Consider the following 24840-nt stretch of genomic DNA (forward strand, 5'->3'; position numbering starts at 1 on the left):
CAATGATGGTAGCTTGAAGTTCCGTACTGACAAAAGGGAAACACATTGAGTAGCCGTGTGTAGTGAAAGTTACAAGCACGGTTGCGGATAGGAGGGGTGGAGTAGCAATGCTCCCCTCGACCTTCTCAAAAGTGCCAATTCACTGGAAATACCTACAGAGTAAGCATTTCATCTATACTACATTTGATTTACTGATATCTGCTAACTAAGATTAGCAGATATAAATTGACCCAAAAAAGAGTTTTATGTCTGCTAATGCTCCTCAAAAACCCCTAAATTCATGTCTGCTAAGGTAAGTGGCACTTTTTTACAGCTATCTCGGCTCGACCCCTTCAAGGATATGCAACGGCACTCAGTCAGAGTGCTTTGGCTGTTTCTTCTCAATCAAGGGCGATCGCGGCAATTAAATCTCTGTTTACCTTTGCTCATCAAAAAACCGGGCTGCTTAAAGCTAATCCCGCTGGAGCGATCGCTCTTCCCAAGGTAAAAGACTGTTTAGCAGAGCGTATTTTACCTGAGTGGGTAGTGCAGACGATGATTGGACTAGAACTAAATTTGCGTAACCGCGTATTGCTGAAGCTGATATATATTGCTGGGCTGCGTGTATCTGAAATAACGCAGTTGCAGTGGTCATCTTTGCAACCGCGAGAAGGAGGAGGAGGACAAGTATTGGTGTATGGCAAAGGTGGCAAGACACGGTCAATCAAGCTTCCAGGTAGTCTATGGCAGGAATTGCAGTCTCTGCGAGGAGTTGCGAAACTAGGAGAACCCGTGTTTACTAGCCGTAAGCAGCAAGGTTATCTAAGCCAATTACAGGTGAATCGAATTGTCAAAGCGGCGGCTCAACGAGTACCAGGATTAGAACCAACAATTGCCAAGGCTATCAGCCCTCATTGGCTGAGACACGCCCATGCAAGTCATGCGATGGACCGGGGCGCTCCAGTGCATTTGGTCAAAGAAACTTTAGGTCATGCCAACATTGCCACTACTGGGCGTTATCTTCATGCCCGACCAACTGATAGTTCCAGTTTGTATCTGGAGTCATGAAAGACGTAGATGCAGGCGTAGATAATTATTACAGTGCATTGATAGTGTCGTACCCCAAAATCCTCCAGTGCGTAGTAACTTCGGCATCCACTGATTGTTCCCATCACAACTAATAGCAAAATTAACCTGCATTGGATAGCGTCTACCTTGAGCAGCGCGGAAATCTCTAATTTCCTGGAGTGATTTGATTAATTTTGCTCCCATTTCTTTTCTCCAACTCTTTGGTTTCAATTATTCTAATATTTTTTTAACCAACAAATTATCCCTGCTATCACGACCTTTCTTTTTATTAAAGTATCGGGAACGCTTTCAAACCCGGATTTCTCAAACTTTCGAGCAATTGCTGGTATCCGATAAAATTTTAAGATGATATTGCATTAGCGATACATCCCAAATTCCGCACCCAAGAGGAAGCAACCTGACTTGATAGTGTAGTTGTCCCCGCTGATTAATCATAAGAGTGCAGCGATCGCTTAATCTGCTCCACAGTCTCTCGAACATTTGCTAAACAGCAAGTTCCCTGAGGATTATTTACCTCACAACCGCACCGTTTTGCCTTGATGTGAGACGTGATAGAAGTAACAGCAGTACTCATACCAGTTTGTTCAATCTCTTCTCGAAGGCGCTGACGACTCCAGTCAAAGCAGTAGCAAACCGACACCTGCTCCTGATGATCTTTTTGAAAGACAGGAACTTTTAAATCCCCCGTTGTAAATATCTGATCTTTTTCAGAAAAGTAAACTACAGAACAATCAGAACTGCGACAAAACATATAGGTGCTTTGAGGATCTAACCGCTCCAGCGCAGCCGCAATCAATAGGCTTTTCAAGGTAATGAGTTTAACCGGTTTTCCTGTAGTGCCATCCTTCGGGCAAGTATGCTGAGGGAGCATCACCGGAGTTTTATCAGTAGATTCATTCAGATAACTAAATTCACGCATACAAAAAATATCCTTTCAAGATTTAACAATTATTGAAAAAAGTATAAAGCTCTTTCTCAATAATTTTGACGGCGATACCGTTGATAAGAGACTAAGGTAACTATTACCATTACTGCCAAAGCTGGAAGCAGCACATAATCAAGATATCCAAGCACCCCTCCTAGTCCCAAAGCGCTCAGTGTAACAACCCAAACTGGTGTAAAGCAACACACTCCTATTAGCACAGGACCTGAGATGCTAGCCCACAGAGCCGTTTTTGGTTTCATGTTGAGTTTCTCCAAATACAATACAAGGAGTTGTTAAACCGTAGCGGCTGAGGTTCTCTTCACAACAATGTAACAGCTTGACTAGTTTGGGGTTATTTGTATAAACCCTCGAAAAAGGTGATTAAGGATTTTGATCTAGAATGGGGCTTTACTCTGCCAAACGAATAACCAATGAAAGCTATGCGTTTGGGAGAGTATCACTACTCCTTAGAGCATTTAAGAATTGCTTTTTGAGACACGAAAAGAGATACGATATGGGCGAGTCTCAAAAAGTAGAGTTATTGAGATCTATCTTGCAAGTGAAAAGCTTTGCTGGAAAGAATTTCAAGGATGTAAGACCAAACCTCTTTTTGTACTAATCCCCTTTTCCGAGGGGTCTTACAAAAAAAACCATATTGTACAGAATACTGACCACTCAAGAATTGTGCCTCACCACTACTTCCATATCACTACTCAATTATTAAGATTTTTTGCAACAAGCCGTTGATTACGCTCTTATTGACACGGGCGTGATCGCACATCGTAGACCTTTCATAATCTTTTCATTATTTCTTACCTTATGGTATCTTTAACAATTATGAAAGAAAAATGAAAGACAATGATGACTTATAAACAGCCCATATTTAGCAGACGTTTGACAGCGTTTCAAGGTTGTCAAATTAGTCTGATTGGTCTATTACTAGGAGTTTGGCTGAGTGGGTGTGGTTCTCGGACAACTTCAACTCAAACTGCACAGAATGAATCCTCTAGCCCTACGACGGCTACTGACCCCATCCGTACCCGTAAAGATAAAAAAGTCATCCTGACCACATTTACTGTCTTGGCAGACATGGCGCAAAACGTGGCGGGAGATAAGGCAATTGTCGAGTCCATCACCAAGCCAGGTGCGGAGATTCACGGTTACGAAGTCACGCCGAGCGACTTAGAAAGGGGGCAAAAAGCTGATCTGATTTTGGAAAATGGCTTGAACCTGGAGCGATGGGCAGAGCGATTTTATAACAGTTTGCCCAAAGTTCCCCACATTACCTTGAGTGAAGGCTTTCAACCCGTCAATATTGCCGCGGACTCCTACCAAGGGAAGCCTAATCCCCATGCCTGGATGTCACCCCAAAATGCCTTGATCTACACTGATAATATTCGTAAGGCACTAGGGGAGCTTGATCCGGCGAATGCGGCAACCTATGACGCGAATGCAAAAGTCTACAGTCAGCAGATTCGGGAGATCGACACTAAACTGAAACGGGCGATCGCTGCCGTTCCTCCCGACAAACGCTACATCGTCAGTTGTGAGGGCGCATTTTCCTACATTGCCCGCGACTATGGATTAAAGGAGGTCTATATTTGGGCAGTTAATGCCGAACAGCTAGCCACGCCGAAAAAGGTGGAAAAAGTAATCAATACGGTGAGGGCAAACCAGATTCCGGCAGTGTTCTGCGAAAGCACGGTCAGCAACGAGGCACAGCTTCAGGTAGCGAAGGAAACGGGCGCAAAATTTGCAGGTGTGTTTTATGTCGATTCTCTATCTCCTGCCGATGGTCCGGCATCAACCTATCTCAAGCTACTGGAATACAACGTCAACACTTTGATAAAAGGACTACAAGGTAATTAGAGAAACCCTATGAATGAGATTAGCATTGACATTGAAAATGTGACGGTTGCCTATCATGGCAAAGTGGCATTGCACAGCGCCTCACTGCAACTCAAAGCGGGAACCATTTGCGGCTTGGTGGGGATGAATGGTGCGGGAAAATCGACCTTGTTCAAAGCAATTATGGGATTTGTCAAGCCTGTTACCGGACAAATTTTGATTAATGGGTTGCCGATTCGTCGGGTGCAAAAAAGCAGTCTGGTGGCATATGTACCCCAGTCAGAGGAAGTGGACTGGAACTTTCCGGTGAGCGTTCATGATGTAGTGATGATGGGGCGCTATGGCTACATGAATCTACTGCGAATACCTCGATCGCCCGATAAACGTGCCGTGCGAGAGGGATTAGAGCGTGTAGAAATGTGGCAGATGCGCGATCGCCAAATCGGTGAACTGTCAGGCGGACAAAAAAAACGCACCTTTTTTGCGCGGACATTAGCGCAACAAGGAACCGTTTTGCTACTGGATGAACCCTTTGCTGGAGTCGATATCAAAACCGAAAAAATGATGATTGATCTACTTATACAACTGCGACAAGCAGGACATACTATTCTGATATCAACCCATGATCTTGCCTCCATCACTACATTTTGCGACCAGGTGGTATTGATTAACCGCAGCATTTTGGCATACGGCGACACCTCCGAGGTGTTCACTGAAGAAAATCTTTCCCGCACGTTTGGCGGTTCGGTTGGCGATTTCTCATCTACCAAAAGTCGCTTAACTCCGGTCAATCAGGAGGAGCAGTAGTGGATTTAGTTCAGTGGTTTGCGGCACCGTTGCAGCATGAGTTTATGGTCAAGGCAATTTTCGTCAGTGCTTTGGTGGGGTTAGTGTGTTCTGCCCTATCTTGTTACATGACATTGAAGGGATGGGCATTGATGGGGGATGCTGTCTCCCATGCTGTGCTGCCGGGAGTGGTGCTTGCTTATGTGCTGAATATTCCTTTTGCGATTGGTGCATTTGTGTTTGGGGTGGGTTCTGTAATTGCAATCGGGTTCATTAAATCCAAAACTCGCATTAAAGAAGACACGGTAATTGGAGTGGTGTTTACTGGATTTTTTGCGTTCGGTGTCGTGCTGATTTCCAAAATCACAAGCACAGTCGATTTGTCCCACATTTTGTTTGGCAATGTCCTAGGAATTTCGGATTTTGACATCATCCAAACCGTTGTCATTAGTGCGATCACCCTGGTGACGCTGGCGATTTTACGCAAAGATTTAGTCTTGTTCTGCTTTGACTCCACTCATGCCCAATCCATTGGGATCAACATTGTTTTTCTCTACTACGTGTTGCTGTCTTTGCTATCGCTGACTGCGGTTGCTGGGCTTCAGACGGTTGGCATTATTTTAATCGTTGCTATGTTGGTCACTCCGGGGGCAACAGCGTATTTGTTGAGCGATCGCTTTGACCACATAATTTGGATTGCAATGGCTTCGGGCGTATTTTCCAGCGTCATGGGCACCTATATCAGCTACCACATTGATGGATCAACTGGAGGCTGTATTGTAGTGTTACAAACACTGTTATTTGTGATCGCGATGATCTTTGCGCCCAAACATGGATTGCTCGTCCGATCCAGAAAACAATTAACTGAATCATCATGACCATTCAGCATTTCAGAAGATTGCGTCGAATCATGACACTGATCGCAGTGTTGCCATTACTGGTTACAGTTTCCACAGGCGTTGTTTACCGAATTGGGTTGTGTTGCAAGAAATTCATAAGGATAGAAAAAGCCTGTTGCAGGAGTTGAATTTATCCAACCACTCTAAAGATTTGATTGAGGAAGAGAACCCGCTCTTTGACGGCTCCCTTGGGAACTTCCAAAACTTGTCCTTTGCTCATCATGTTCATAATTTCATGCCCTCTGATGGTTCGCCGTGCCGTGTTGAATGAGCCAAATCCCATGATCGGTTTGACTAATCGTTTTAGGCTCAATAGGGATTCCAGGGAGATGAAATCGAGCGAGAGATACCTCGTGGTAAAATACCTGCAATAGAGTTGGTTCCTGCCTAAGATGCTTAACCTTGCCAGCCTGATTGAGGATGCTAAATGCTATGAGACAGTACGCCAGATCCGATGGCCGCAGGGGGTAAACTGTCCCAAGTGTGAGGGCGATGAAATCATCAAGCGAGGTAAGAATGAAACCCAATCGGAGCGTCAAAGATATCAGTGCAAAGGTTGCAGCTTCCATTTCGATGATTTGACCGACACGATTTTTGCCGGACATCATCAGCCCCTACGGGTTTGGATTCTGTGCTTGTACTTTATGGGATTGAACCTGTCGAATCAGCAAATTGCTCAGGAATTGGATTTAGACAAGGATGATGTGTACCAAATGACTTGTCAACTGCGAACCGGGATTATTGCAGGTAAACCAGAAGTCATGTTGTCTGGAGAAGTGGAGTGTGACGAGATGTATGTCACGGCAGGACATAAAGGCAACCCCGAAGCGGTGAAAAAAAAGGTCGTCTTGGGAGGCGAAACCGCCTCAAGGGGGTTCGGGGCAGAGGCACCCAAAAGAAGGAAAAACTACCGATTTTCGGGATGATCCAACGAGATGGAGAAGTGGTGATTCGGATGCTAGCCAACGTCAAGCAGGCGACAATCAAGCCGTTAATCAAGGCAACTATTGCCCTCGGTAGTCTGATTTACACTGATGAGTATGCCATTTACACTCCTGTAACCAAGTGGGGCTATGAGCATAAAACAGTGTGTCATGGTCGAGGCGAATACGCCCGTGATGAAGATGGCGATGGATTTTGTGAGGTGCATGTCAATACGATGGAGGGATTTTGGTCGCTATTGCGCTCCTGGTTACGACCCCATCGAGGCATCTCTCAAGAAAAGTTACCCTTGTACTTGAGCTTTTTCGAGTTCGTCCACAATGCCAAAAAGCGAGGGAAAGCCTTGCTGAGTGCTTTGTTGGAGACCCTTCTTACTTAGCTCCCTGAAACACCTATTGAGCCAAATGTCTATCAGCTTAACCCGAAGCTGATCGAAGCTGTTGCGAAGGAAGCCAATGTCAAACTTTCGGAACAAGAACTGTATGCTGATGGCTTAGGCGAACCTGGATCGTCAGGTGAAACCTATCAGAAAATGCTGCTTGGCAATACGGAGGCAATTGTCAGAGGGTTAGGTGGGAAGTTCACGCCGTTTCAGCCCAAAACCTCTAGCCTGGTGGATTTAACGCTTCCTCAAGCCAAAATATGGATTGAATGGATCAATAAGGCAGCATGATCCAAACAGGTAAATTGACCTCAGAATCAATGGAGTCTTTATCGTTTGGTTAGTAACCTGACAGCAAGCGGTTGTGCGAATCAAACTATTGCCATACGTTTTTGACTTATCGTACCTAGTCGCGTTTGCCAAATTATTCCAATAGCATCTTTTGTCTGTTGGCTAACGTGAGCATAATCATAGGTGGCGATCGCTTCATCGCGGGGAAGTACGCCCAATAGTTGTTTCCCCCAATTCTCCAAAATCTCGTTTGGCACCCGATCTCCTACAGCTTGATTCAGAACCACGTAAAACTGGCTCCCTAGACGATCGGCGGCTTGCTGAATTTGCTTCAACACGCGAATACTGTTGCGGAGATCTTCCACAACTCCAATCTAAGGCATCACAGCCCTGGTAAAGGTTGTATTTGAGCATATCTATTCCAGCCGCGCTATCAATGATCACTGGGGTGCCGTGGGTTTCCAGGTTAGGCAAATACCACTTCAGTGGTGCAACCTGGCTATGGCCGCAGAGGGGGCTATCGAACACATCTTCATCGCCCAAACCCACCACAATCAGTTTGATGAACTCGGTAATTTGTAGTGTCAGAGCGGCGGTGTATGCATCATCTGGGTTGACTGAAAACTTCGGCAGCGTTCTCTATGCTGCAAGTTTCCCCAAGGCTCTTGTGCCGCCAAGCCAACCAGACGGCGAAACTGCTGATGCGAATGGTGCAGGGTTGGCACTTCGCCGGAATAGTCCAATCCTAAATTCGACAGCAGGTTCATATTGTAGTCTGCATCAATTCTCAAAACGGGTTGTTGCAGGCTAGTAAGATATTGAATCAGCAGCTAGGAAACCGTACTTTTGCCGCTGCCACCTTTACCAACGATTGCAAGTTGCGACATATCAGGAGACTCCAACTGAGTGAGAAGATCCAGACTAAAGCGTGAAAGGTCAAATTATGCATGACGCCACCTCAGAAAGCAACTGCCTGCGTCACCAGCCGCTCACGAGATTTTAGCTGAACCCGACTTGCTGTGAGGATTATCCTGACTGACTTTCATCTTTACCTCAAGGTTAAAAGAGAAGTTTGTATCGTGCTTTGAGAATAATTATTATTTCTTATCTACCTGAGAGATCGCTATGGCTACCTCTGTGGCGAAACTGGGCTGTACCCCAATCGACTGATCGGCAGATTCGGGTTGATTGTGTTAAGTTGATAATGATTATCATTATATAATTAGGTATGGTCAGTCAAATTAACCGTTCAACCGCTGGGGAAAGTGTTCTTCAAAGTGACCCACAAACTCTTTTAAGGATTCGTCACACCTGCGCCCATATGCTGGCAATGGCGGTGCAGACGCTGTTTCCAGAAACGAAAGTGACAATCGGGCCCTGGACGGAAACGGGTTTCTACTATGACTTTGACCGCCGAACCGCCTTCACCCCAGACGATTTGACCCAGATTGAAATGGAGATGCGGCGGATTATTAAAGCTAATCTACCTATCATTCAGGAAATGGTCGATCGGCAGAAAATTCGGGCAGAAATTGAGCAACTCAACGAACCCTATAAGCTGGAAATCCTCGACAGCATTCCCGCAGGTGAACCGATTACCCGTTACTTCATCGGTTGCTTCGATACCCTGCAAGGCGTGTCAGAGCCTTCGTTGTTTCACGTTTCTGCCGATGCTTTAGCGCAAAAAACGATCGGCAAGGATTGCTGGTGGGATCTGTGTGCCGGACCTCACCTCAACTACACGGGCGAGATTAATCTTGATGCCTTTGCCCTAGAAAGTGTTGCCGGAGCCTACTGGCGCGGGGACGAAACCAAGCCTCAACTTCAACGCATCTACGGTACAGCCTGGGAAACTCCAGAACAACTACAGGCTTACCTGACCCAAAAAGAAGAGGCAAAGCGACGCGACCACCGCAAGTTGGGGCAAGACCTAGATCTCTTCAGTATTCAGGCCGACGCGGGTGGGGGGTTAGTGTTTTGGCATCCTAAGGGAGCTAGGATGCGGCTGCTGATTGAAGATTATTGGCGCAAGGCACACTTAGATGCAGGCTATGAACTACTCTACACGCCTCACATTGCCAACCTCGATCTCTGGAAAACGTCGGGGCACTTCGACTTTTACCGCGATAATATGTTTGACCAGATGGAGATTGAGGCGCAGCAGTATCAACTGAAACCGATGAACTGCCCCTTCCATGTGCTGACCTACCAGAGCCATTTGCACTCTTACCGAGAGTTGCCGATTCGCTGGGCAGAATTGGGGACGGTGTATCGATATGAGCGATCGGGCGTGTTGCATGGATTGATGCGTGTGCGCGGTTTTACTCAGGATGATGCTCATATCTTCTGCTTGCCAGACCAGGTTGCGGATGAGATATTGGGTGTGTTGAACTTGACGGAGACAATTCTCTCCGACTTTGGCTTCACGCAATACGAGGTGTATCTTTCGACTCGTCCTGGTAAATCTGTGGGAACTGATGATATTTGGGAATTAGCGATGATCGCATTAGTGCAAGCCTTGAATACCAAAGGCTGGGATTATGTGACTGATGAGGGCGGCGGTGCGTTTTACGGTCCCAAGATTGACATCAAGATCAAGGATGCGATCGGTCGTTTGTGGCAATGCTCTACGATTCAAGTCGATTTTAATTTGCCTGAACGATTTGAGATGGAATATGTGGCGGCAGATGGTTCTCGCCAACGTCCCATCATGATTCACCGCGCCATCTTCGGCTCATTAGAGCGATTCTTCGGCATCTTGATTGAAAACTATGCGGGGGATTTTCCGCTGTGGCTAGCTCCAGTGCAGGTGCGGTTGTTACCTGTGAGCGATAACCAGCGAGGTTATGCAGCAGCGATCGCCCTGCAATTGAAACAACTGGGCTATCGGGTTGAGGTTGATCACAGTGGCGATCGCCTGGGCAAGCAAATTCGTACCGCAGAACTCGAAAAAATTCCCGTCGTTGCGGTCATCGGTAAACGCGAAGTGGAAACTCAAACCTTAAGTGTGCGAACCCGTCAGGCAGGAGAACTCGGAGCGTTAATGCTAGCTGAACTGCACGAAAAAATGCAGCAGGCAATTGTCAACAAACAACAGCTTTAGAGTAGGAGAAATATGAAAGTTGCTTACGTTTTTAGCACATCTGGACATACCGCAGATTACAAATTGGGGCAGATGATTTTGCCGCAGTTAGAAGAAAATAATCACGGTGCAGAAGTCGTCGGGATGTTTTTCTTTGACGACAACACTTACTGTTTGCATCAGGGAAGTCCGATTGGCGAAAGGCTTGCAACGGTTGCGAGAGAAAAAAAGATTCTGCTAATGATGTGCGATCGCTGTGCGCTATCACGAGGGTTAGCGAAAGGGGAACCCGGTCATTGCGACCCAACAGGCACCGTCGAAGGGGTGCAGGTCGGCTGCTTCCCAGACCTGTATGCTGCATTAGCTGGCAATCCGCCCGATCACATCATCACCATTTAGCCGTTATGATCAACGACGATCTCAGATGTTACTACGGAGACAGGAGGAACATGAACAATACAACTCACCATGCTTTGGTTGCAGAACAAACTCTCTGGTCAACTCAGTGGCAGGCGATAGCCCATAGCAGAATCTGGTTCATGTCCTTTCTCGCGATCGGTGCTTTCAGTAGTGTAATTTATCCCCATCCGCCGCTTGTTGCGTTTGGAGCGATCGCGGGAACCACATTCAAACCCAAGCGAGCCATCCTGATTGCAATGTCGATCTGGTTGATGAATCAGGTCTATGGCTACACACTGCGTCAGTATCCGTGGACAGCCGATTCTCTGCTTTGGGGGTTGATGATGGGACTGGGAACTCTCATCGTCACGATGCTGGCATCGCTCCGTCCTCCATTTAGTCAAAAGACATTGAAAGGGCATTGTTTGTGGGGCGGTGCGATCGCTCTAATTGGCTTTGCAGCGTTTGAAAGTTTAATCCTGGCACTCGACTGGCTGCTAATAGGTAGTCACATGTTGACCTGGGCAATTACTGGCAGCCTATTTGCCAAAGAGGTCATTTGGGCGATCGGGCTACTGCTTATGCATCTTTCCTTTAGCCGCTTCGCCCATCCAGTGCATTAATCCCCAATGATCCTCACGCCTCTACTCATCTACCCATTCACCCCATCACTTCTTCATCCATCACCTTTTATCTTCCATTTCCCAGTAACCCCACACACTAAATGCTGAATCATGGCTCAACATGTTTTATTTCTATGCAAGTCCTGTGCGTTTTCATCGACGCAACGAGACTATATGGGACAGCGGGGTGGTTATCACTTACTACAAAGCTTATTACGTCTGCAACAACAGTGGACACTTCAAACTGAGTACAAGATTGAGACAGTTGATTGTTTGAGTGGCTGTAATCGAGCTTGTTCGATCGCCCTCGCTGCTCTCTACAAAACCACCCTAATGTTTGGTGATTTGCTGCCTCTGCAAAGTGCCTCAGCGATTTTGCAACTGGCAGAACAATACCATGCTAGTCCAGATGGAATGGTTCCCCGCCAGGAACGACCCGATGCCCTCAAGAAGGGAATTTTAGCGAGAATTCCACCTCTACCAAAGTTCAGCTATTCTTGACTTATTGAGAAAAATTAGCAATAATTGGACGTGGATAATCTAAGAGAGTGGTTAGCTCACTTCTGCCAAATACAAGTCATCCATGATTGATCTTACTTAAGCGAGTAGTCTAAATTTTGTTGACAATCTTTGCATTAACTTTGAACTCAAGCGGGACATCGACCTATGAGCGGTAGTTGGCAGAACTATGAAGGCTGGGGTTTTACCTTCATCGATGGCAGGTTAGAGCGAGAAGCCTTTTCCAGCCATGAGTTTGAGGTCGATCAGAATCCCAACTACATTCAGCCGTCTTCTCAATCTTTGATTGAAGATAACCTGTTCCTGCCCTCTAGAGCATCCGTGGGCGATCGCCTGCTGAGCCAAAGACTACAGGGAACATCGAGCCAGATGCATTCTCTCACGAAAATGGGATTTAACTGTGGTGTTGAAGTTCAGGTCATGAGTCGGAATCCCGGTGGCTCCGTCATCATCCAGATCGGTTCTGCCCGACTTGGCATCGGAGCTAAACTAACGCACAGAATTCTAGTCAGTGTCTATGGTCATCACGCTGACGATGCTGGCCTGAATCACTGGTTGCCGACAGCCTCACCCTTTTTGAAGCTTCATTAATTGCGGGTCAATAGAGAGGACAACACAGTAATCACTATTAACCGTCAACTTCTTGGAGTCCCTATGTCTACTTGTCCTTGCTGTACCGATACACTCCTTCGTCATGTTCGAGGCGCTGGCATTTACTGGTTCTGCCCTCACTGCCATCAGGAAATGCCGAATTTTGGTCTGCCAACCCGATTGTTACAGACCTCTCCCTACAAACATTCTGCTGAAGCCTCTGGTCACAAACCTACACTTTTCTAATCCTGCTTTTCCAATACAGACATTTTACAGGCATACCCAATGGTCAACGCTAACCTCACACTCATGCAGCCGCGCTTCTCAATTCAACGCACCTTTAAGCGGCGAGAGTCCATTCCATTAAAGGACAATATCCTCTGGAAGATCGAGGTCGGAGCCGTTCGCACGTTCACGTTAGCTGAAGATGGCACCATCATAACTCTGGGCTTTTGGGGGACAGGAGACACCGTAGGTCAACCCCTCGCTTGCATTCAGACCTATGAAGTGGAATGTTTAACGGATGTCGAGATTTGCGCGCTTCAATCTTATGAATGCTGGAATTTGAATCAACTGCTATTGTCTCATCTCCACCAGACCCAAACGTTGCTGCGGATTCGCAGCGGGCAGATTCACCAGCGATTACAGCAATTGTTAGACTGGTTAGCGTTTAAGTTTGGTCATGAGTCAGATCACGGACAACTGATTCGGCTACGACTCACCCATCAGGATATTGCCGATGCCCTTGGCACGACGCGAGTCACCGTAACCCGGTTACTCAGTCAGTTGGAGCAGGAAGGTCGCATTTGCTGGGTAAAGAAATACCTGCTGTTACCTAGAAACTTTTAGATTTATTGACATTTAACAGATTGTTTTCCATTTACTCAGGAGATAGACAATATGGATGTATTGACTCTAAAAATCCTTTTCATAATTGGTGTTGTGGCTAGTTTTGTGATTCGTTTTCCCCATCACAGAGAAAATAAGAAGAATAAAATTACTCACGATCACAAAACAACTCAGGAAAAAGTGCTGATTCTCTTAGTCTTCTTTGGCATGATCATCTTGCCTTTGCTCTATATCCTGTCTCCCTGGCTAGATTTTGCCAACTATAACTTGCCGCTCTGGGCAAATTGGCTAGGAGTGATCATATTTGCAGTGGCGCTTTGGCTATTCTGGCGTTCTCATTTTGATCTGGGTAGGAACTGGTCGCCCACATTGGAGATGAGAGAGGGGCACACTTTGATTAGCAATGGGGTGTATCAAACCATTCGTCATCCAATGTACACGTCGGTGTGGTTGTGGTGTTTGGCACAACCACTTCTGCTGCCAAACTGGATCGCTGGTTTTGCAGGATTAATTTCGTTTGGGGTGATGTATATGTTACGGATTGGCAACGAAGAGCAAATGATGCTTGAACAGTTTGGAGATGAGTATCAGTTCTACATGCAACAAACAAAGCGGTTGGTTCCTTACCTCTTTTAATTGGGTTGAAATACCCAGTATTCATGGCAATTCGGTCGATGGTTTCCTAGCTCTGACTAACGATCCGTGTTTAGGCGCAAAAATCATGGCAATCACAAATCCCAGAGTTTGCAGGACGACGATGCAGCCCCCGGTGGAACCATCTATGTGTTAGGGTCTGGGAGAACGCACCATATGATCGCTCAAGCAGGTTGAAGGTAGTTCATCTAAAAACAAACTATTCTCATTAACTCTTTGAGGCAGATCAAAAATCAGGCTGTGATAAGCTACTATGAGAACGATTATCATTTTTGATTCACGTCTTTAGCCGATGTCCAATCCCTCAACCTCACTCCCTCTTGTGTTAGAACGGCTGGTGCAACGCTTTCAGCAGTCATCTGACCCTAAGCGAAAGTATGAGCATCTGCTCTGGCCTGCCAAGCGGCTGCCAAAATTTCCAGCATCCGCAAAAGTGGCAGCCAACAAAGTTCCGGGTTGTGTGTCGCAAGTCTACATCACCGCCACCTTAAAGGATGGCAACGTCACGTTTCAGGGCGACTCAGATTCCCAAATCATAAAAGGACTGGTGGCACTGTTGATTGAGGGACTGAATGGATTGTCTCCGCTAGAAATCCAGCAACTCACGCCCGACTTCATCAAGATAACCGGACTTGATATCAGCCTCACACCTTCTCGCAGCAACGGGTTTTACAACATTTTCCAGTTCATGCAACGCAAAGCTACGGCGTGTCAGTTTGCGGATGCGCCTTCGCTGAATTAGGGGTAGTTATGACCGATACCGTTGTCCAGGTTCGTCAAGAATCCGTAACGCTTCCCAGTCGAAGGATACCTGTCACAATTGTCACAGGCTTTTTGGGCAGAGGTAAAACGACCCTGCTCAATCACATTTTGAGTAATCGTCAAGACCTGAAAGTGGCAGTGATTGTGAATGAATTTGGTGAACTTCATATCGACTCCCAGTTATTAGTATCGGTCGATGAAAATATGGTGCAACTAGGCAATGGCTGCATTTGCTGCGCCATCAATCAAAGCTTGATCGACACAGTTTATGAGTTGGTCGATCACGATGATGCAGTGGACTACATCGTGGTTGAAACCACAGGGATTGCTGATCCATTGCCGATCATGCTGAGTTTTATTAGCACCGATCTGCAATCAGTCACTCATATTGACTCGATTCTAACGGTTATTGATGCAGAATCCTTCACGCCGAATCACTACGACAGTGAAGCTGCACTGAACCAGTTGATTTATGGTGACATCATCTTACTGAACAAAATTGATCTAGTCACACCTGATCGCATTGACGAATTAGAAACCTATATTCGCTCCATCAAGCCGGGTGCCAGGGTGATTCAAACCCAGCATGGACAAGTACCATTGCCTCTGATTTTAGATATCGGATTTAATGACTCTAATTCCTATCTCAATCTCTCTCAAGCCGACCATCCAAGCCATCATGAGCATCATTCTCACAATTTACAGAATGATGGGTTTATGTCAGTTTCATTCGAGCGCGATCGCCTCATTGACCTACCCAAATTCCAATTCTTTCTCGACAACCTATCCCTCAATATTCATTGTGCGAAAGGAATTCTCTGGTTTCAGGGCAGCCAATTACGCCATGTGTTTCAACTGAGTGGCAAGCGGTGTGATTTAAAGAGCGTTCATGCAATGTCTCTGAAAGAGAATCGTTCACAGCCACCAGATTGTAACCAACTCGTGTTTATTGGACGAAACTTGAATGCCCTCGAAATTAAGCAGCAATTAACTAACTGTATTGCGATTTAGCATAAACATTTTTAACTGAGGAACTAATATGACTAGCACCTTGACTGAAACTACTACCGCCTCTCTAGAAATTCCTAAACGGGGAATGCCTGTCACCATCATCACGGGCTTTTTGGGTAGTGGCAAAACGACATTACTAAATCACATTTTGAGCGATCGCCAAAATCTAAAAGTTGCAGTCTTAGTCAACGAGTTTGGCGACATCAACATCGACAGTCAATTACTCGTGTCGATGGATGAAGACATGGTAGAACTGAGCAATGGCTGTATTTGCTGCACCATCAATGATGGGTTAGTAGATGCTGTATATCGAGTGCTAGAACGAGACGATCAAGTCGATTATATGGTGATTGAAACGACTGGTGTGGCTGATCCGCTGCCGATTATACTGACATTCTTGGGAACAGAACTGCGTGACCTAACTCGGCTTGATTCGATCGTCACGATGGTCGATTCTGAAACATTTACCCCCGATCACTTCGATAGCGAAGCGGCGTTCAAGCAAATTGCCTACGCCGATATCACTATTTTGAACAAGACCGATCTAGCAGATCCAGACCAGGTTAAGAACTTAGAAGCTTATATTGGCACAGTCAAGAAAGGTGCCAGAATCCTCCATAGTCAACACGGTCAGGTGCCGTTGCCACTGATTTTGGATGTAGGCTACAATAACCCAGAAGCCTATGCCGATTTAGTCCAGGAAGAGATTGAGCAATCTCAGCAGGATCATCCGCATACAGAACATCACCACGAGCATCATGACCATCATCACTACGACGAGCATCATGCTCACGAACATCACCACCATCACTCTGATCACTTAGATAATGATGGGTTTGTATCGATTGCCTTTGAGAGCGATCGTCCCTTTAATGTGAAAAAGTTTGAGACCTTCTTGCAAAATCAATTACCCCAAGAAGTTTTTCGGGCAAAAGGCATTCTCTGGTTTAGCGAAAGTGACTTACGCAACGTTTTTCAACTCAGCGGTCCTCGCTTTGACCTGAACGCAGAAGCGTGGCGAACTTCTCCTAAGAACCAGCTTGTCTTTATCGGGCGTAACCTGAATGCTGATGAACTGCGGCAGCATCTAGCAAATTGTCTTGCCTGATCCATCGTCTTGCAGCAGTTCAGTCGTCTGTTGGAAGGAGGGACATACTGCGCGCCCTATTTCTACGGCTGATGATCACTTAATCTAAATTCACTCATGACTCTATCAATCTCACCCGACGATATCCGTAAGCAACTCATCAGCACTGAAGCTAAACCCCCCGTTTCTGAAGCGGAAATGCAGCAAGGCGTTCGCACATTGCTGCTCGGCATGGGTGAAGACCCCGATCGCGAAGGACTACGCGATACGCCCAAACGGGTGGTCAAAGCCCTCAAATTTCTTACCTCTGGTTATCAGCAATCGCTAGATGAATTACTCAACGGAGCCGTATTTCATGAAGATGCCAGCGAAATGGTGCTAGTGCGCGACATTGATCTGTTTAGCTCCTGCGAACATCACATTCTGCCAATTTTAGGACGTGCCCATGTTGCCTATATTCCTAACGGTAACGTAATTGGCTTATCCAAAATTGCCCGGATTTGTGAGATGTATGCCCGTCGCTTGCAAGTACAGGAACGGTTGACTCATCAAATTGCTGAAGCCCTGCAAGGCTTGCTCAAACCTCAAGGTGTGGCGGTGGTGGTTGAAGCCACTCACATGTGCATGGTGATGCGTGGTGTCCAAAAACCCGGTTCCTGGACTGTGACCAGTTCTATGAAAGGCGTGTTTGCTGATGATGCCCGCACTCGCCAGGAGTTTATGAGCCTGATTCGCCATACGCCAGCGTTCCACTAAAACTTTCTCTTACCTAGAGGCAGTGGCTTTCCATGCCACCATTGCCTCTTTTTCTACCGTTTGCCTGCTGAGATGACTTCACTTATGCGAGATACTCTTGCCATATTGCCTCAGAAACTTCCTGTAACTATCATTACGGGCTTTTTAGGCAGTGGTAAAACCACGCTGTTGAACTACATTCTGAAAAATTTTGAACACTACAAAGTTGCTGTTTTAGTCAACGAGTTTGGTGATATCAACATTGATAGTCAGTTCTTGATTGCTGTTGAGGAAGACATGATTGAACTGACGAATGGCTGCATCTGCTGTACCATCAATGATAATTTAGCGGATGCTGTCTATCGAGTGTTGGAGCGTCAAGACCGGATTGATTATCTGATTGTTGAAACTACGGGTGTTGCTGATCCTTTGCCGATCGCGCTGACGTTTCTGGGTACCGAACTGCGAGATTTAACTCAGTTGGATGCGCTCGTGACTGTCGCAGATGCAGAAACATTGACTCCAATGGAGCATTACAGCAGCGGTGCAGCCATGAACCAGTTTCTTTATGGCGATATTATTCTGTTGAATAAAACTGATTTAGTGCCTGAGAGGAGAGTGAATGAACTAGAAAACTATCTCCGGTCAATTAAAGAAGGTGCCAGAATCTTGCGCTCTGAATATGGCAGGATGCCACTCTCGCTGATTTTGGATGTCAATCTTGCAGAGTCAAGTTCTGCTACTCAAACTCTGGCAGCACCCGCACCTGATTCTAAACATCTTAATAATGATGGGTTTATGGCGGTGTCATTTCAAAGCGATCGCCCTCTATCCATCAAAAAGTTTCAGCAATTCCTCGACTATCAGCTTCCCGATAACGTGTTTCGAGCAAAGGGCGTTCTTTGGTTTGTCGACAGTCCTAAACGCCATTTATTCCAACTCAGTGGTAAGCGGTTCACGATCGACGATAGCGAGTGGATGACTGCTCCCAAAAATCAGATGGTATTGATTGGGCGCAAATTAGATTCACTCTTTCTCATTCAAAGTCTGAATAATTGTCTTACCCGGTAATGGCGATGAACCAAAATCTACTTTGGATCGAACAATTGAGATTTAATGAGATGGGATTGATTCCGGCGATCGCTCAAGACCATCAAGACAACACCGTTCTGATGATGGCATGGATGAACCGCGAATCAATTCAGCAAACATTAGAAACAGGTGAGGCACACTACTGGAGCCGATCGCGTGCTGAACTTTGGCACAAGGGTGTAACGTCTGGACACATTCAAAAAGTCAAAGCGTTTTACTACGATTGTGATGCGGATACGCTTCTATTGAAGATTGAGCAAGTGGGTAATGTTGCCTGTCACACTGGAGCCAGAAGTTGTTTCTTCAATACTGTTCAGCTCGCTAAAGCGTGAAGCGGTAAAGCGGTGATGAGGTAATGGAAATGATCCAACTCCTTCATCTTTCCTTCAGATGTTGGATAACCATCTCACTGCCGCGCTGCCGCGTTTTAGGATTAATGCTGAACAAGCGGATATATTTATCAGGATGTTCATGCAGACAATCTTCAATAACAGCGATCGCCTCCGCCTCGCGGGTTGTTTTAATCAATCTATAATCAGACCAGGAATTTGCCCGAAATCGCCTGGCATCAGCATGTTCTACTCCAATGTGGTATCCCTGGTTTAGCAGCCTGCGAATCCAGGCTAACGCTTCAGGGCTTAAGGGTAAAGAGGATCGATGACCGTTGCTAGATCCATTACTTTGCGAACGATCGGAATGTCCATTTGATTCATCTCGGATTGCGGCAATACACATATTATCATCAGCACACAGGTATCCCTGCCGAAGTTTTTGATTAACGCTGATCACATGACGGGCAAACGTTGAATCTGTTTCTTGAACATCGGGTAAGCGATCAGCTTGTTGCTGATGGGTAATCACTGATCCGGAAGCCACGTATTTACTTGCCGGAATTTTGACATTCTCAATCAGGGCATGGGACATGACGATACAGTCATCCCCAACACGAGCGTTGAATACCGTGGAGCGGAAGCCAATAAAGCAGCCGTTGCCCACGTAAGCCGGACCATGAATTAACGCCATGTGCGTAATGGAAACATTGTCACTAATCCAGACTGAGTAAGGTTCACCATCATTCCCAGTGACTCGCCCCTGCTCCAAGCCATGAATCACCGCACCATCCTGAATATTCACATTTGCCCCAATGTGGAATGGCATCCCCTCATCTGCCCGAATCGAGACCCCCGGTGCGATGTGAACCTGCGCCCCGATTCGCACATCGCCAATCACGTTGGTAAGCGGGTGAATGTAGACGCTTGAATTGATCGCTGGCTCAATCAGCTGCCATGACCAGGGCGTTGGTGGGGCGGGGATATTGTGGATGTCCATGCTAGAATAATAATGATTATCATTTCAATAATACCTGGAAAGTGTCTATGTAAAATGGTGCATTCTCCCTGTTTGGTTCAGACATTCTGTAAAGTTTTTGAAGGCGTGAGGACAACCAACGTGCAACAAGCGTTTATACTAGCCCACCTGGATCACGCGATCGGGCTGACAGGTTTATTAGAGTCGCAGCCAAACCCTGGCACGATCGTGGCTGGAATAGCGATCGCCTTCGGGTTTGGTGCTGTTCATGCTCTTGCACCAGGGCATGGAAAAACGATGCTCAGTGCCTACTTAGTGGGCGATCGCGGCACTCCCCAGCACGCTTTACTCCTGGGGTTAGTTACAACCATTACCCACATATTGACCATCTTTTTGCTGGGGTTTGGAGCACTCTTCGCCTCGCATTATGTGGTGCCAGAACAGTTGTATCCAGTTCTGAGCGCGGTGAGTGGATTAACGGTTTGCGGGGTTGGGGTTGGGTTGCTCAAGTGCCGACTGAATTCAGAACCAGAGCACTGCTCCCATCACCACCATCACCATGAACTCAGTTTAGACTCTCCTCACCATCACGAATCTGCATCTGATGCCTCTATGTCATCTCTCATCACGTTAGGAATTGCGGGGGGAATGGTGCCTTGTCCCTCAGCATTGGTCTTGCTGTTGAGTGCGGTAGCACTCCATCAAACAACTTATGGATTATTTCTGGTGAGTGCTTTTAGTGTTTGCATGGCATCGATATTGGTCACTTTAGGGCTACTGGTGGTTTATGCCAAGCAGTGGCTGGAACAATGGGTGGTGCCCAAGCTGCCAGGACAGCTATCGATCTTCAGTGCCATTGTTATTGTGTGTGCTGGGATTGGGCTGACCGTATTTTCAGTTGTCTAAACCTTAATTGTCTCAAAGCAATATTTATCCTTTGATTTTGGCAGTCTCTTTCAGTCATGACTCTACTCATTTACAACACATTGGCTCGGAAAAAGGAACCCCTCGCTACCATTGAACCGGCTAAAGTCACGATGTATTGCTGTGGCGTAACGGTCTATGACGACTGCCATTTGGGTCATGCCCGCTCTTACATTGGCTGGGATGTAGTGCGGCGATATTTGCAATGGCGTGGCTTTCAAGTGCGCTATGTGCAAAACTTCACGGATATTGATGACAAAATTTTGAATCGGGCACAGGCAGAAAACAGTTCGATGCAAGCCATTACCGATCGCTACATTGCGGCTTACTTTCGAGATATTCGACAGTTAAATATTCTAGATGCAGATGAATATCCCCGCGTCACGGAGCATATCCCAGCGATTCATCAATTGATTCAAGCTCTGGAAGCAAAGGGCTACGCCTACGCAGTAGATGGCGATGTCTACTATAGCGTGCGGCAATTTGCGGAGTATGGCAAGCTTTCTGGACGACATCTAGAGCAGATGCAGGCTGGGGCGGGTGGGCGAGTTGACCCCAATGATCTGGAACAGAAAAAGGAATATCTCTGCGATTTTGCCCTGTGGAAAGCGGCAAAGCCCGGTGAACCCGCCTGGAATTCGCCTTGGGGCAAAGGACGACCCGGCTGGCACATCGAATGTTCTGCCATGATCCGGGCACGGCTGGGAGAAACGATCGACATTCACGGCGGTGGGGGTGATCTGGTATTTCCCCATCATGAAAATGAAATCGCTCAGTCGGAAGTGCTGACCGACAAGCCCTTAGCCCGCTACTGGCTGCACAACGGCATGGTAACGGTGAATGGCGAGAAAATGTCTAAATCCCTGGGCAACTTCACCACGATTCGAGATTTGCTGGACGGCAAATGGTCGGAGTATCCACAGCCTGTTGACCCAATGGTGATTCGGCTATTCGTGCTGCAAGCCCACTACCGGAAGCCATTGGATTTTACGAAGGCGGCGATCGCGGCTGCCGAGAATGGTTGGCAGACGCTCAAAGACTCGCTGACGTTGGATTGGCAGAAACTCAGCCTCTCTGAGCAACTGCCGATTCTGGGTGAATTGGACTCAAAAGCGATCGCCCGTTTCCAGACCGCAATGGATGATGACTTCAACACAGCGGCTGGATTAGCAGTGCTGTTTGAGTTAGCTAAATCACTCAAACGAGAGTTTAATTTGCGCTGTAATCAATCAGAAAAAGACCTCTCTGATCTACAGCTACAGACTTCATTACAAACTCTAATTCAACTCGCCCAAGTACTCGGCTTAGAAGCAGATAAAGAAACCAATTTTGCACCAGAACTGGATACTGATTGGATTGAATTGCTGCTGCAACAACGGCAACAGGCACGGCAAGAAAAACGCTATGCCGAGGGCGATCTCATCCGCAACGAACTGCAAGCGGCTGGCATTACGCTGATTGATCAGCCTGATGGACAGACTCGCTGGCATCGATCCTGAAGAGGCAACAAGCATGACCTTAAAGTCCATTCTGGAGTTGAGCGCTAAAGCAACGTTGTCAGATTATGTGACGGCGATCGCCTGGTCGCCGATTGGCAATACCTTAGCAGCTGCCTCTGGTGCGGGGGAAGTGTATTTGCTGAACAAGGGTGTCGGTGCGTCTCTGTGTGAGCCAACCGGACAATCCATTGATGCTCTGGCTTTTTCGTTTGACGGCGAGTGGTTGGCAACGGGTGGGCAAGCTGGCACAATTACGCTGTGGCAGATGGATGGAGATGCCCCTAAAATCGCAGATACGCTTGAATGTGGCTCCTGGGTCGATCGCCTAGTCTGGCATCTCACTTGCAATCATCTGGCATTTAATCAGGGGAAAACGGTGCAGATTTGGGATGCGAATCAGGCTGAAATAGTAACCAGTTTGGCAGGGATTGCAAGTTCTCAGGATATGCGCTGGTCGCCGGATGGCAAGCATTTGGAGAGCGCCCTTAAAAGCAATATCCACATCTGGAATGCCCATAATTGGGGTGAACGTCTGTATCAATGGGAGTTGACCTCGCCAGCCAGTGCGATCTCCTGGTCACCAGACGGTTCCTATCTCGCCTGCGCTGTTCATGACCACAGCATTGGTGTGCTGGACTGGTCGAAGGCGCAGCACCTTCAGCGTGAACCGACCGATGAGAATGACTTGCCAACTTTAATGCGTGGATTTCCTGGAAAAATCCGACAGTTAGCATGGGCAGATCTTCCACTCTCTGCTGACTTGCCGCCGATTATGGCAGCCGCCACTCGTGAACTGGTGACGATGTGGATGCACTCCCCGGAGGGCTGGAATAGTTGGATCTCCACAGTGGCACTGTGCTGGATCTGGCAAGCAACCCACTCTTGGGTTGCTTGCCTCGCTTTCAGACGATGGCTGGATCATCTTATGGCAAGCAGCACTGGAAGCGGTGCAGGTGCTTGAAGGTGCGGAGGAGGGCTTTTCTTGTTTAGCATGGCATCCTAGTGAACGACACTTAGCAGCCGGCGGGCAGCGGGGCGAGTTGTTCGTATGGTCGCCCTGTTCAAGTTCAAGGGAAAGCTATAGAATGATTATCATTATCAACTTATAATTTACTCATTGCTGCTCCTCATGAAAAAGCCAGAAGCGTTTGATGTTATTGTCGTCGGTGCAGGTGCGGCGGGGATTGGGGTCGGCGTTGTGTTGAAAGACTTGGGGGTGGGGAATTTTGCCATCCTGGGACGGCATCAAATCGGAGAGTCCTTCCGTCGCTGGACGCAGGAGATGCACTTTATTACCCCATCGTTTCCCAGCCACGGCTTTGGGCATCTCGACTTGAATGCGATCGCCCGCAAAACGTCGCCCGCGATCGGCTTCCGGCGAGAACACCTCAATGGCAGGCAATACGCCCAGTATCTAGAAACCGTTGCCGATTACTTCAAACTGCCCGTCTACACAGGTGTTGCAGTCCAGAAAGTTGAACCCTTACCCCAACATCAAGGGTTTCTGCTTCATGTTCCAGATGGTATGCTCAAAACCCGGTTTTTGATCTGGGCAGCCGGAGAATTTCAGTATCCTAACCTGACTCCTTTTCCGGGTGCAGATTTATGTCTGCATAATTCTCAGGTAAAATCCTGGGCTGATTTACAAGGTGATGAGTTTGTTGTCATTGGCGGGTATGAAAGCGGCATGGATGCAGCAGCGAATCTAGTGGCGTTGGGAAAGAAAGTCAAGGTGCTAGACCGGGCTGGAAACTGGGCAAACCCAGATCCTGACCCTAGTATTTCTCTGTCTCCTTACACGCAGCAACGAATCGAGTTGTGTTATTCAACGGGTCGATTAGAACTGATTGGGAATGTTGCGATCGAAAATGTTCAGGTAGTTCCGGGCGGTTACGCTGTTTACAGCGAATATAACAAGTGGGTTACGCCAACCAAACCCATCCTTTGCACCGGGTTTGAGGGCAGCTTGAAGCAAATCGCCCCGCTGTTTAATTGGGCTGAAGGCTATGCCAGCTTAACTGACGCAGATGAATCGACTGTCACACCGGGATTGTTTGTCGTCGGACCTGCGGTACGTCACAGGAACGTCATTTTTTGCTTTATCTACAAGTTTCGTCAGCGTTTTGCCGTCGTTGCGAATGAGATCGCCCATCGTCTTGGCATTGATCCCACACCACTGGAAACCTATCGTCAAGAGGGCATGTTTCTCGACGACCTTTCCTGCTGCGAGAACGACTGTATCTGCTGAAGCAATTTTTGATTTTCGATAATATTTAACCCTACCCCTCCGCCCATGCCCCTCCTTACCCCTTCTACCCAACGCTCGATCGTCCTGATCGGCAAAGAAAGCACTGGTAAATCTCAGCTGATTGCCTCACTCACTGGACATTCTCCTTACAGTACCAACTTTCGCGGCTCCACCGTTGCCTGCGAAACCGGTAGTGCGTCAGATTATTGTGGGATAGGTCACGATATCATTCCAAGTCCATGGTCGAGAGGTTAATCCTGCTCGTTGTGCGGCAGTGGACTTGAACCGACTATGCTGCCAAATCCAATTGAAGTAA

General features: G+C 47.2%; 28 protein-coding genes and 5 pseudogenes. 26 read left to right on the forward strand and 7 right to left on the reverse strand.

Translation table 11 applies throughout. The features are described 5' to 3' along the window. Positions 1-366: 366 nt before the first annotated feature. The gene (locus AC2VE5_RS16805; RefSeq protein WP_486888874.1) at positions 367-1047 is read left to right on the forward strand and encodes a tyrosine-type recombinase/integrase; all 681 of its coding nucleotides are present in this window, start codon (positions 367-369) and stop codon (positions 1045-1047) included. Here AC2VE5_RS16805 and AC2VE5_RS16810 read toward each other — a convergent pair. From AC2VE5_RS16810 to merF, 3 genes are all read right to left on the reverse strand, one after another. Beyond that, positions 1042-1251: a hypothetical protein gene (locus AC2VE5_RS16810; RefSeq protein ID WP_486888875.1), complete on the reverse strand. Its 210-nt coding sequence runs from the start codon at positions 1249-1251 to the stop codon at positions 1042-1044. The two genes, AC2VE5_RS16805 and AC2VE5_RS16810, sit on opposite strands and share 6 nt — an antisense overlap. Before the next feature lie 244 nt (positions 1252-1495). Continuing rightward, on the reverse strand, positions 1496-1987 hold the full coding sequence (locus tag AC2VE5_RS16815) for a putative iron-sulfur cluster-binding metallochaperone (protein ID WP_486888876.1): 492 nt from the start codon (positions 1985-1987) through the stop codon (positions 1496-1498). A 56-nt stretch (positions 1988-2043) separates the two neighbouring features. Next, on the reverse strand, positions 2044-2253 hold the full coding sequence (gene merF / locus AC2VE5_RS16820) for a mercury resistance system transport protein MerF (RefSeq protein WP_486888877.1): 210 nt from the start codon (positions 2251-2253) through the stop codon (positions 2044-2046). A 598-nt stretch (positions 2254-2851) separates the two neighbouring features. Here merF and AC2VE5_RS16825 point away from each other — a divergent pair. Genes AC2VE5_RS16825 through AC2VE5_RS16835 form a run of 3 tightly spaced genes read left to right on the forward strand, consistent with a single transcriptional unit; the run spans position 2852 to position 5505 of the window. Next, on the forward strand, positions 2852-3862 hold the full coding sequence (locus AC2VE5_RS16825; protein ID WP_486888878.1) for a metal ABC transporter substrate-binding protein: 1011 nt from the start codon (positions 2852-2854) through the stop codon (positions 3860-3862). Positions 3863-3871: 9 nt separating this feature from the next. Next, positions 3872-4648, forward strand: a complete 777-nt coding sequence (locus AC2VE5_RS16830; protein ID WP_486888879.1) for a metal ABC transporter ATP-binding protein — start codon at positions 3872-3874, stop codon at positions 4646-4648. Continuing rightward, positions 4648-5505 (forward strand): metal ABC transporter permease, encoded by an 858-nt coding sequence (locus AC2VE5_RS16835; RefSeq protein ID WP_486888880.1) that lies wholly within the window; start codon positions 4648-4650, stop codon positions 5503-5505. The genes AC2VE5_RS16830 and AC2VE5_RS16835 overlap by 1 nt, the downstream gene beginning before the upstream one ends. 151 nt (positions 5506-5656) lie before the next feature. Here the strand turns inward: AC2VE5_RS16835 and AC2VE5_RS16840 are convergent. Further along, positions 5657-5833: pseudogene (locus tag AC2VE5_RS16840) on the reverse strand (IS6 family transposase); the annotation flags it as partial. Between the two features lie 85 nt (positions 5834-5918). On the opposite strand from AC2VE5_RS16840, the pseudogene AC2VE5_RS16845 reads away from it, so the two are divergent. Together AC2VE5_RS16845 and AC2VE5_RS16850 are read left to right on the forward strand one after the other, a co-directional pair. Further along, a pseudogene (locus AC2VE5_RS16845) lies at positions 5919-6847 on the forward strand (IS1595 family transposase). A gap of 36 nt (positions 6848-6883) precedes the next feature. Beyond that, positions 6884-7141: pseudogene (locus tag AC2VE5_RS16850) on the forward strand (metal ABC transporter solute-binding protein, Zn/Mn family); the annotation flags it as partial. Between the two features lie 80 nt (positions 7142-7221). Here AC2VE5_RS16850 and AC2VE5_RS16855 read toward each other — a convergent pair. Then, positions 7222-7506 (reverse strand): hypothetical protein, encoded by a 285-nt coding sequence (locus AC2VE5_RS16855; RefSeq protein ID WP_486888881.1) that lies wholly within the window; start codon positions 7504-7506, stop codon positions 7222-7224. 197 nt (positions 7507-7703) lie between these two features. On the opposite strand from AC2VE5_RS16855, the gene AC2VE5_RS16860 reads away from it, so the two are divergent. From AC2VE5_RS16860 to hisI, 14 genes are all read left to right on the forward strand, one after another. Beyond that, complete coding sequence (locus AC2VE5_RS16860) at positions 7704-7952, forward strand: hypothetical protein (RefSeq protein WP_486888882.1); 249 nt, start codon at positions 7704-7706, stop codon at positions 7950-7952. A gap of 417 nt (positions 7953-8369) precedes the next feature. Beyond that, positions 8370-10244 carry a threonine--tRNA ligase gene (gene thrS / locus AC2VE5_RS16865; RefSeq protein WP_486888883.1) on the forward strand — a complete coding sequence of 625 codons (1875 nt, stop codon included), beginning with the start codon at positions 8370-8372 and terminating at the stop codon, positions 10242-10244. 12 nt (positions 10245-10256) lie between these two features. Further along, entirely contained in the window at positions 10257-10622 is a 366-nt protein-coding gene (locus AC2VE5_RS16870) for a SaoD/DsrE family protein (RefSeq protein WP_486888884.1), read from the forward strand. A 50-nt stretch (positions 10623-10672) separates the two neighbouring features. Beyond that, positions 10673-11245, forward strand: coding sequence for a hypothetical protein (locus AC2VE5_RS16875; protein WP_486888885.1), 573 nt, complete (start codon positions 10673-10675; stop codon positions 11243-11245). Between the two features lie 111 nt (positions 11246-11356). After that, a complete protein-coding gene (locus AC2VE5_RS16880; RefSeq protein WP_486888886.1) occupies positions 11357-11746 on the forward strand; it encodes a DUF1636 family protein in 390 nt (129 codons plus the stop codon). Between the two features lie 165 nt (positions 11747-11911). Beyond that, the gene (locus AC2VE5_RS16885; RefSeq protein WP_486888887.1) at positions 11912-12355 is read left to right on the forward strand and encodes a FeoA family protein; all 444 of its coding nucleotides are present in this window, start codon (positions 11912-11914) and stop codon (positions 12353-12355) included. Between the two features lie 564 nt (positions 12356-12919). Then, a complete protein-coding gene (locus AC2VE5_RS16890) occupies positions 12920-13204 on the forward strand; it encodes a Crp/Fnr family transcriptional regulator (protein ID WP_486888889.1) in 285 nt (94 codons plus the stop codon). Positions 13205-13255: 51 nt separating this feature from the next. Beyond that, positions 13256-13840 carry a protein-S-isoprenylcysteine O-methyltransferase gene (locus AC2VE5_RS16895; RefSeq protein WP_486888890.1) on the forward strand — a complete coding sequence of 195 codons (585 nt, stop codon included), beginning with the start codon at positions 13256-13258 and terminating at the stop codon, positions 13838-13840. 310 nt (positions 13841-14150) lie between these two features. After that, complete coding sequence (locus AC2VE5_RS16900) at positions 14151-14600, forward strand: SufE family protein (protein ID WP_486888891.1); 450 nt, start codon at positions 14151-14153, stop codon at positions 14598-14600. A gap of 8 nt (positions 14601-14608) precedes the next feature. Next, a complete protein-coding gene (locus AC2VE5_RS16905; RefSeq protein ID WP_486888892.1) occupies positions 14609-15631 on the forward strand; it encodes a CobW family GTP-binding protein in 1023 nt (340 codons plus the stop codon). Between the two features lie 28 nt (positions 15632-15659). Further along, a complete protein-coding gene (locus AC2VE5_RS16910; RefSeq protein WP_486888893.1) occupies positions 15660-16739 on the forward strand; it encodes a CobW family GTP-binding protein in 1080 nt (359 codons plus the stop codon). Positions 16740-16835: 96 nt separating this feature from the next. Further along, complete coding sequence (gene folE, locus AC2VE5_RS16915) at positions 16836-17474, forward strand: GTP cyclohydrolase I FolE (protein ID WP_486888895.1); 639 nt, start codon at positions 16836-16838, stop codon at positions 17472-17474. 72 nt (positions 17475-17546) lie between these two features. Further along, positions 17547-18524, forward strand: coding sequence for a CobW family GTP-binding protein (locus AC2VE5_RS16920; RefSeq protein WP_486888896.1), 978 nt, complete (start codon positions 17547-17549; stop codon positions 18522-18524). A gap of 5 nt (positions 18525-18529) precedes the next feature. Next, complete coding sequence (hisI, locus tag AC2VE5_RS16925) at positions 18530-18877, forward strand: phosphoribosyl-AMP cyclohydrolase (protein ID WP_486888897.1); 348 nt, start codon at positions 18530-18532, stop codon at positions 18875-18877. Positions 18878-18920: 43 nt separating this feature from the next. Here the strand turns inward: hisI and AC2VE5_RS16930 are convergent, their stop codons facing one another. Beyond that, positions 18921-19874 carry a RuBisCO small subunit-like domain-containing protein gene (locus tag AC2VE5_RS16930; RefSeq protein WP_486888898.1) on the reverse strand — a complete coding sequence of 318 codons (954 nt, stop codon included), beginning with the start codon at positions 19872-19874 and terminating at the stop codon, positions 18921-18923. 54 nt (positions 19875-19928) lie between these two features. On the opposite strand from AC2VE5_RS16930, the gene AC2VE5_RS16935 reads away from it, so the two are divergent. From AC2VE5_RS16935 to AC2VE5_RS16960, 6 genes and pseudogenes are all read left to right on the forward strand, one after another. Then, positions 19929-20759, forward strand: a complete 831-nt coding sequence (locus AC2VE5_RS16935) for a nickel/cobalt transporter (RefSeq protein WP_486888899.1) — start codon at positions 19929-19931, stop codon at positions 20757-20759. A gap of 56 nt (positions 20760-20815) precedes the next feature. Continuing rightward, positions 20816-22276, forward strand: coding sequence for a cysteine--tRNA ligase (gene cysS, locus AC2VE5_RS16940; RefSeq protein ID WP_486888900.1), 1461 nt, complete (start codon positions 20816-20818; stop codon positions 22274-22276). Next, the gene (locus AC2VE5_RS16945; RefSeq protein ID WP_486888901.1) at positions 22248-23237 is read left to right on the forward strand and encodes a WD40 repeat domain-containing protein; all 990 of its coding nucleotides are present in this window, start codon (positions 22248-22250) and stop codon (positions 23235-23237) included. The genes cysS and AC2VE5_RS16945 overlap by 29 nt, the downstream gene beginning before the upstream one ends. After that, the gene (locus AC2VE5_RS16950; protein WP_486888902.1) at positions 23230-23385 is read left to right on the forward strand and encodes a WD40 repeat domain-containing protein; all 156 of its coding nucleotides are present in this window, start codon (positions 23230-23232) and stop codon (positions 23383-23385) included. The genes AC2VE5_RS16945 and AC2VE5_RS16950 overlap by 8 nt, the downstream gene beginning before the upstream one ends. Before the next feature lie 20 nt (positions 23386-23405). Further along, positions 23406-24524, forward strand: a complete 1119-nt coding sequence (locus AC2VE5_RS16955) for an NAD(P)/FAD-dependent oxidoreductase (protein WP_486888903.1) — start codon at positions 23406-23408, stop codon at positions 24522-24524. 45 nt (positions 24525-24569) lie between these two features. Beyond that, a pseudogene (locus AC2VE5_RS16960) lies at positions 24570-24731 on the forward strand (GTPase); the annotation flags it as partial. Here the strand turns inward: AC2VE5_RS16960 and AC2VE5_RS16965 are convergent. Then, positions 24723-24840, reverse strand: a pseudogene (locus AC2VE5_RS16965) (IS1 family transposase); the annotation flags it as partial. The pseudogenes AC2VE5_RS16960 and AC2VE5_RS16965 overlap by 9 nt on opposite strands.

It is taken from the genome of Aliterella sp. E5.1 (genome assembly GCF_057473825.1).

Coding starts and splice junctions, on each gene's coding strand:
- AC2VE5_RS16810 (WP_486888875.1), bottom strand. CDS start 1,251: ATGGGAGCAAAATTAATCAAATCACTCCAGGAAATTAGAGATTTCCGC.
- AC2VE5_RS16815 (WP_486888876.1), bottom strand. CDS start 1,987: ATGCGTGAATTTAGTTATCTGAATGAATCTACTGATAAAACTCCGGTG.
- merF (WP_486888877.1), bottom strand. CDS start 2,253: ATGAAACCAAAAACGGCTCTGTGGGCTAGCATCTCAGGTCCTGTGCTA.
- AC2VE5_RS16825 (WP_486888878.1), top strand. CDS start 2,852: ATGATGACTTATAAACAGCCCATATTTAGCAGACGTTTGACAGCGTTT.
- AC2VE5_RS16830 (WP_486888879.1), top strand. CDS start 3,872: ATGAATGAGATTAGCATTGACATTGAAAATGTGACGGTTGCCTATCAT.
- AC2VE5_RS16860 (WP_486888882.1), top strand. CDS start 7,704: ATGAACTCGGTAATTTGTAGTGTCAGAGCGGCGGTGTATGCATCATCT.
- thrS (WP_486888883.1), top strand. CDS start 8,370: ATGGTCAGTCAAATTAACCGTTCAACCGCTGGGGAAAGTGTTCTTCAA.
- AC2VE5_RS16870 (WP_486888884.1), top strand. CDS start 10,257: ATGAAAGTTGCTTACGTTTTTAGCACATCTGGACATACCGCAGATTAC.
- AC2VE5_RS16875 (WP_486888885.1), top strand. CDS start 10,673: ATGAACAATACAACTCACCATGCTTTGGTTGCAGAACAAACTCTCTGG.
- AC2VE5_RS16880 (WP_486888886.1), top strand. CDS start 11,357: ATGGCTCAACATGTTTTATTTCTATGCAAGTCCTGTGCGTTTTCATCG.
- AC2VE5_RS16885 (WP_486888887.1), top strand. CDS start 11,912: ATGAGCGGTAGTTGGCAGAACTATGAAGGCTGGGGTTTTACCTTCATC.
- AC2VE5_RS16895 (WP_486888890.1), top strand. CDS start 13,256: ATGGATGTATTGACTCTAAAAATCCTTTTCATAATTGGTGTTGTGGCT.
- AC2VE5_RS16900 (WP_486888891.1), top strand. CDS start 14,151: ATGTCCAATCCCTCAACCTCACTCCCTCTTGTGTTAGAACGGCTGGTG.
- AC2VE5_RS16905 (WP_486888892.1), top strand. CDS start 14,609: ATGACCGATACCGTTGTCCAGGTTCGTCAAGAATCCGTAACGCTTCCC.
- AC2VE5_RS16910 (WP_486888893.1), top strand. CDS start 15,660: ATGACTAGCACCTTGACTGAAACTACTACCGCCTCTCTAGAAATTCCT.
- folE (WP_486888895.1), top strand. CDS start 16,836: ATGACTCTATCAATCTCACCCGACGATATCCGTAAGCAACTCATCAGC.
- AC2VE5_RS16920 (WP_486888896.1), top strand. CDS start 17,547: ATGACTTCACTTATGCGAGATACTCTTGCCATATTGCCTCAGAAACTT.
- hisI (WP_486888897.1), top strand. CDS start 18,530: ATGAACCAAAATCTACTTTGGATCGAACAATTGAGATTTAATGAGATG.
- AC2VE5_RS16930 (WP_486888898.1), bottom strand. CDS start 19,874: ATGGACATCCACAATATCCCCGCCCCACCAACGCCCTGGTCATGGCAG.
- AC2VE5_RS16935 (WP_486888899.1), top strand. CDS start 19,929: ATGGTGCATTCTCCCTGTTTGGTTCAGACATTCTGTAAAGTTTTTGAA.
- cysS (WP_486888900.1), top strand. CDS start 20,816: ATGACTCTACTCATTTACAACACATTGGCTCGGAAAAAGGAACCCCTC.
- AC2VE5_RS16945 (WP_486888901.1), top strand. CDS start 22,248: ATGGACAGACTCGCTGGCATCGATCCTGAAGAGGCAACAAGCATGACC.
- AC2VE5_RS16955 (WP_486888903.1), top strand. CDS start 23,406: ATGAAAAAGCCAGAAGCGTTTGATGTTATTGTCGTCGGTGCAGGTGCG.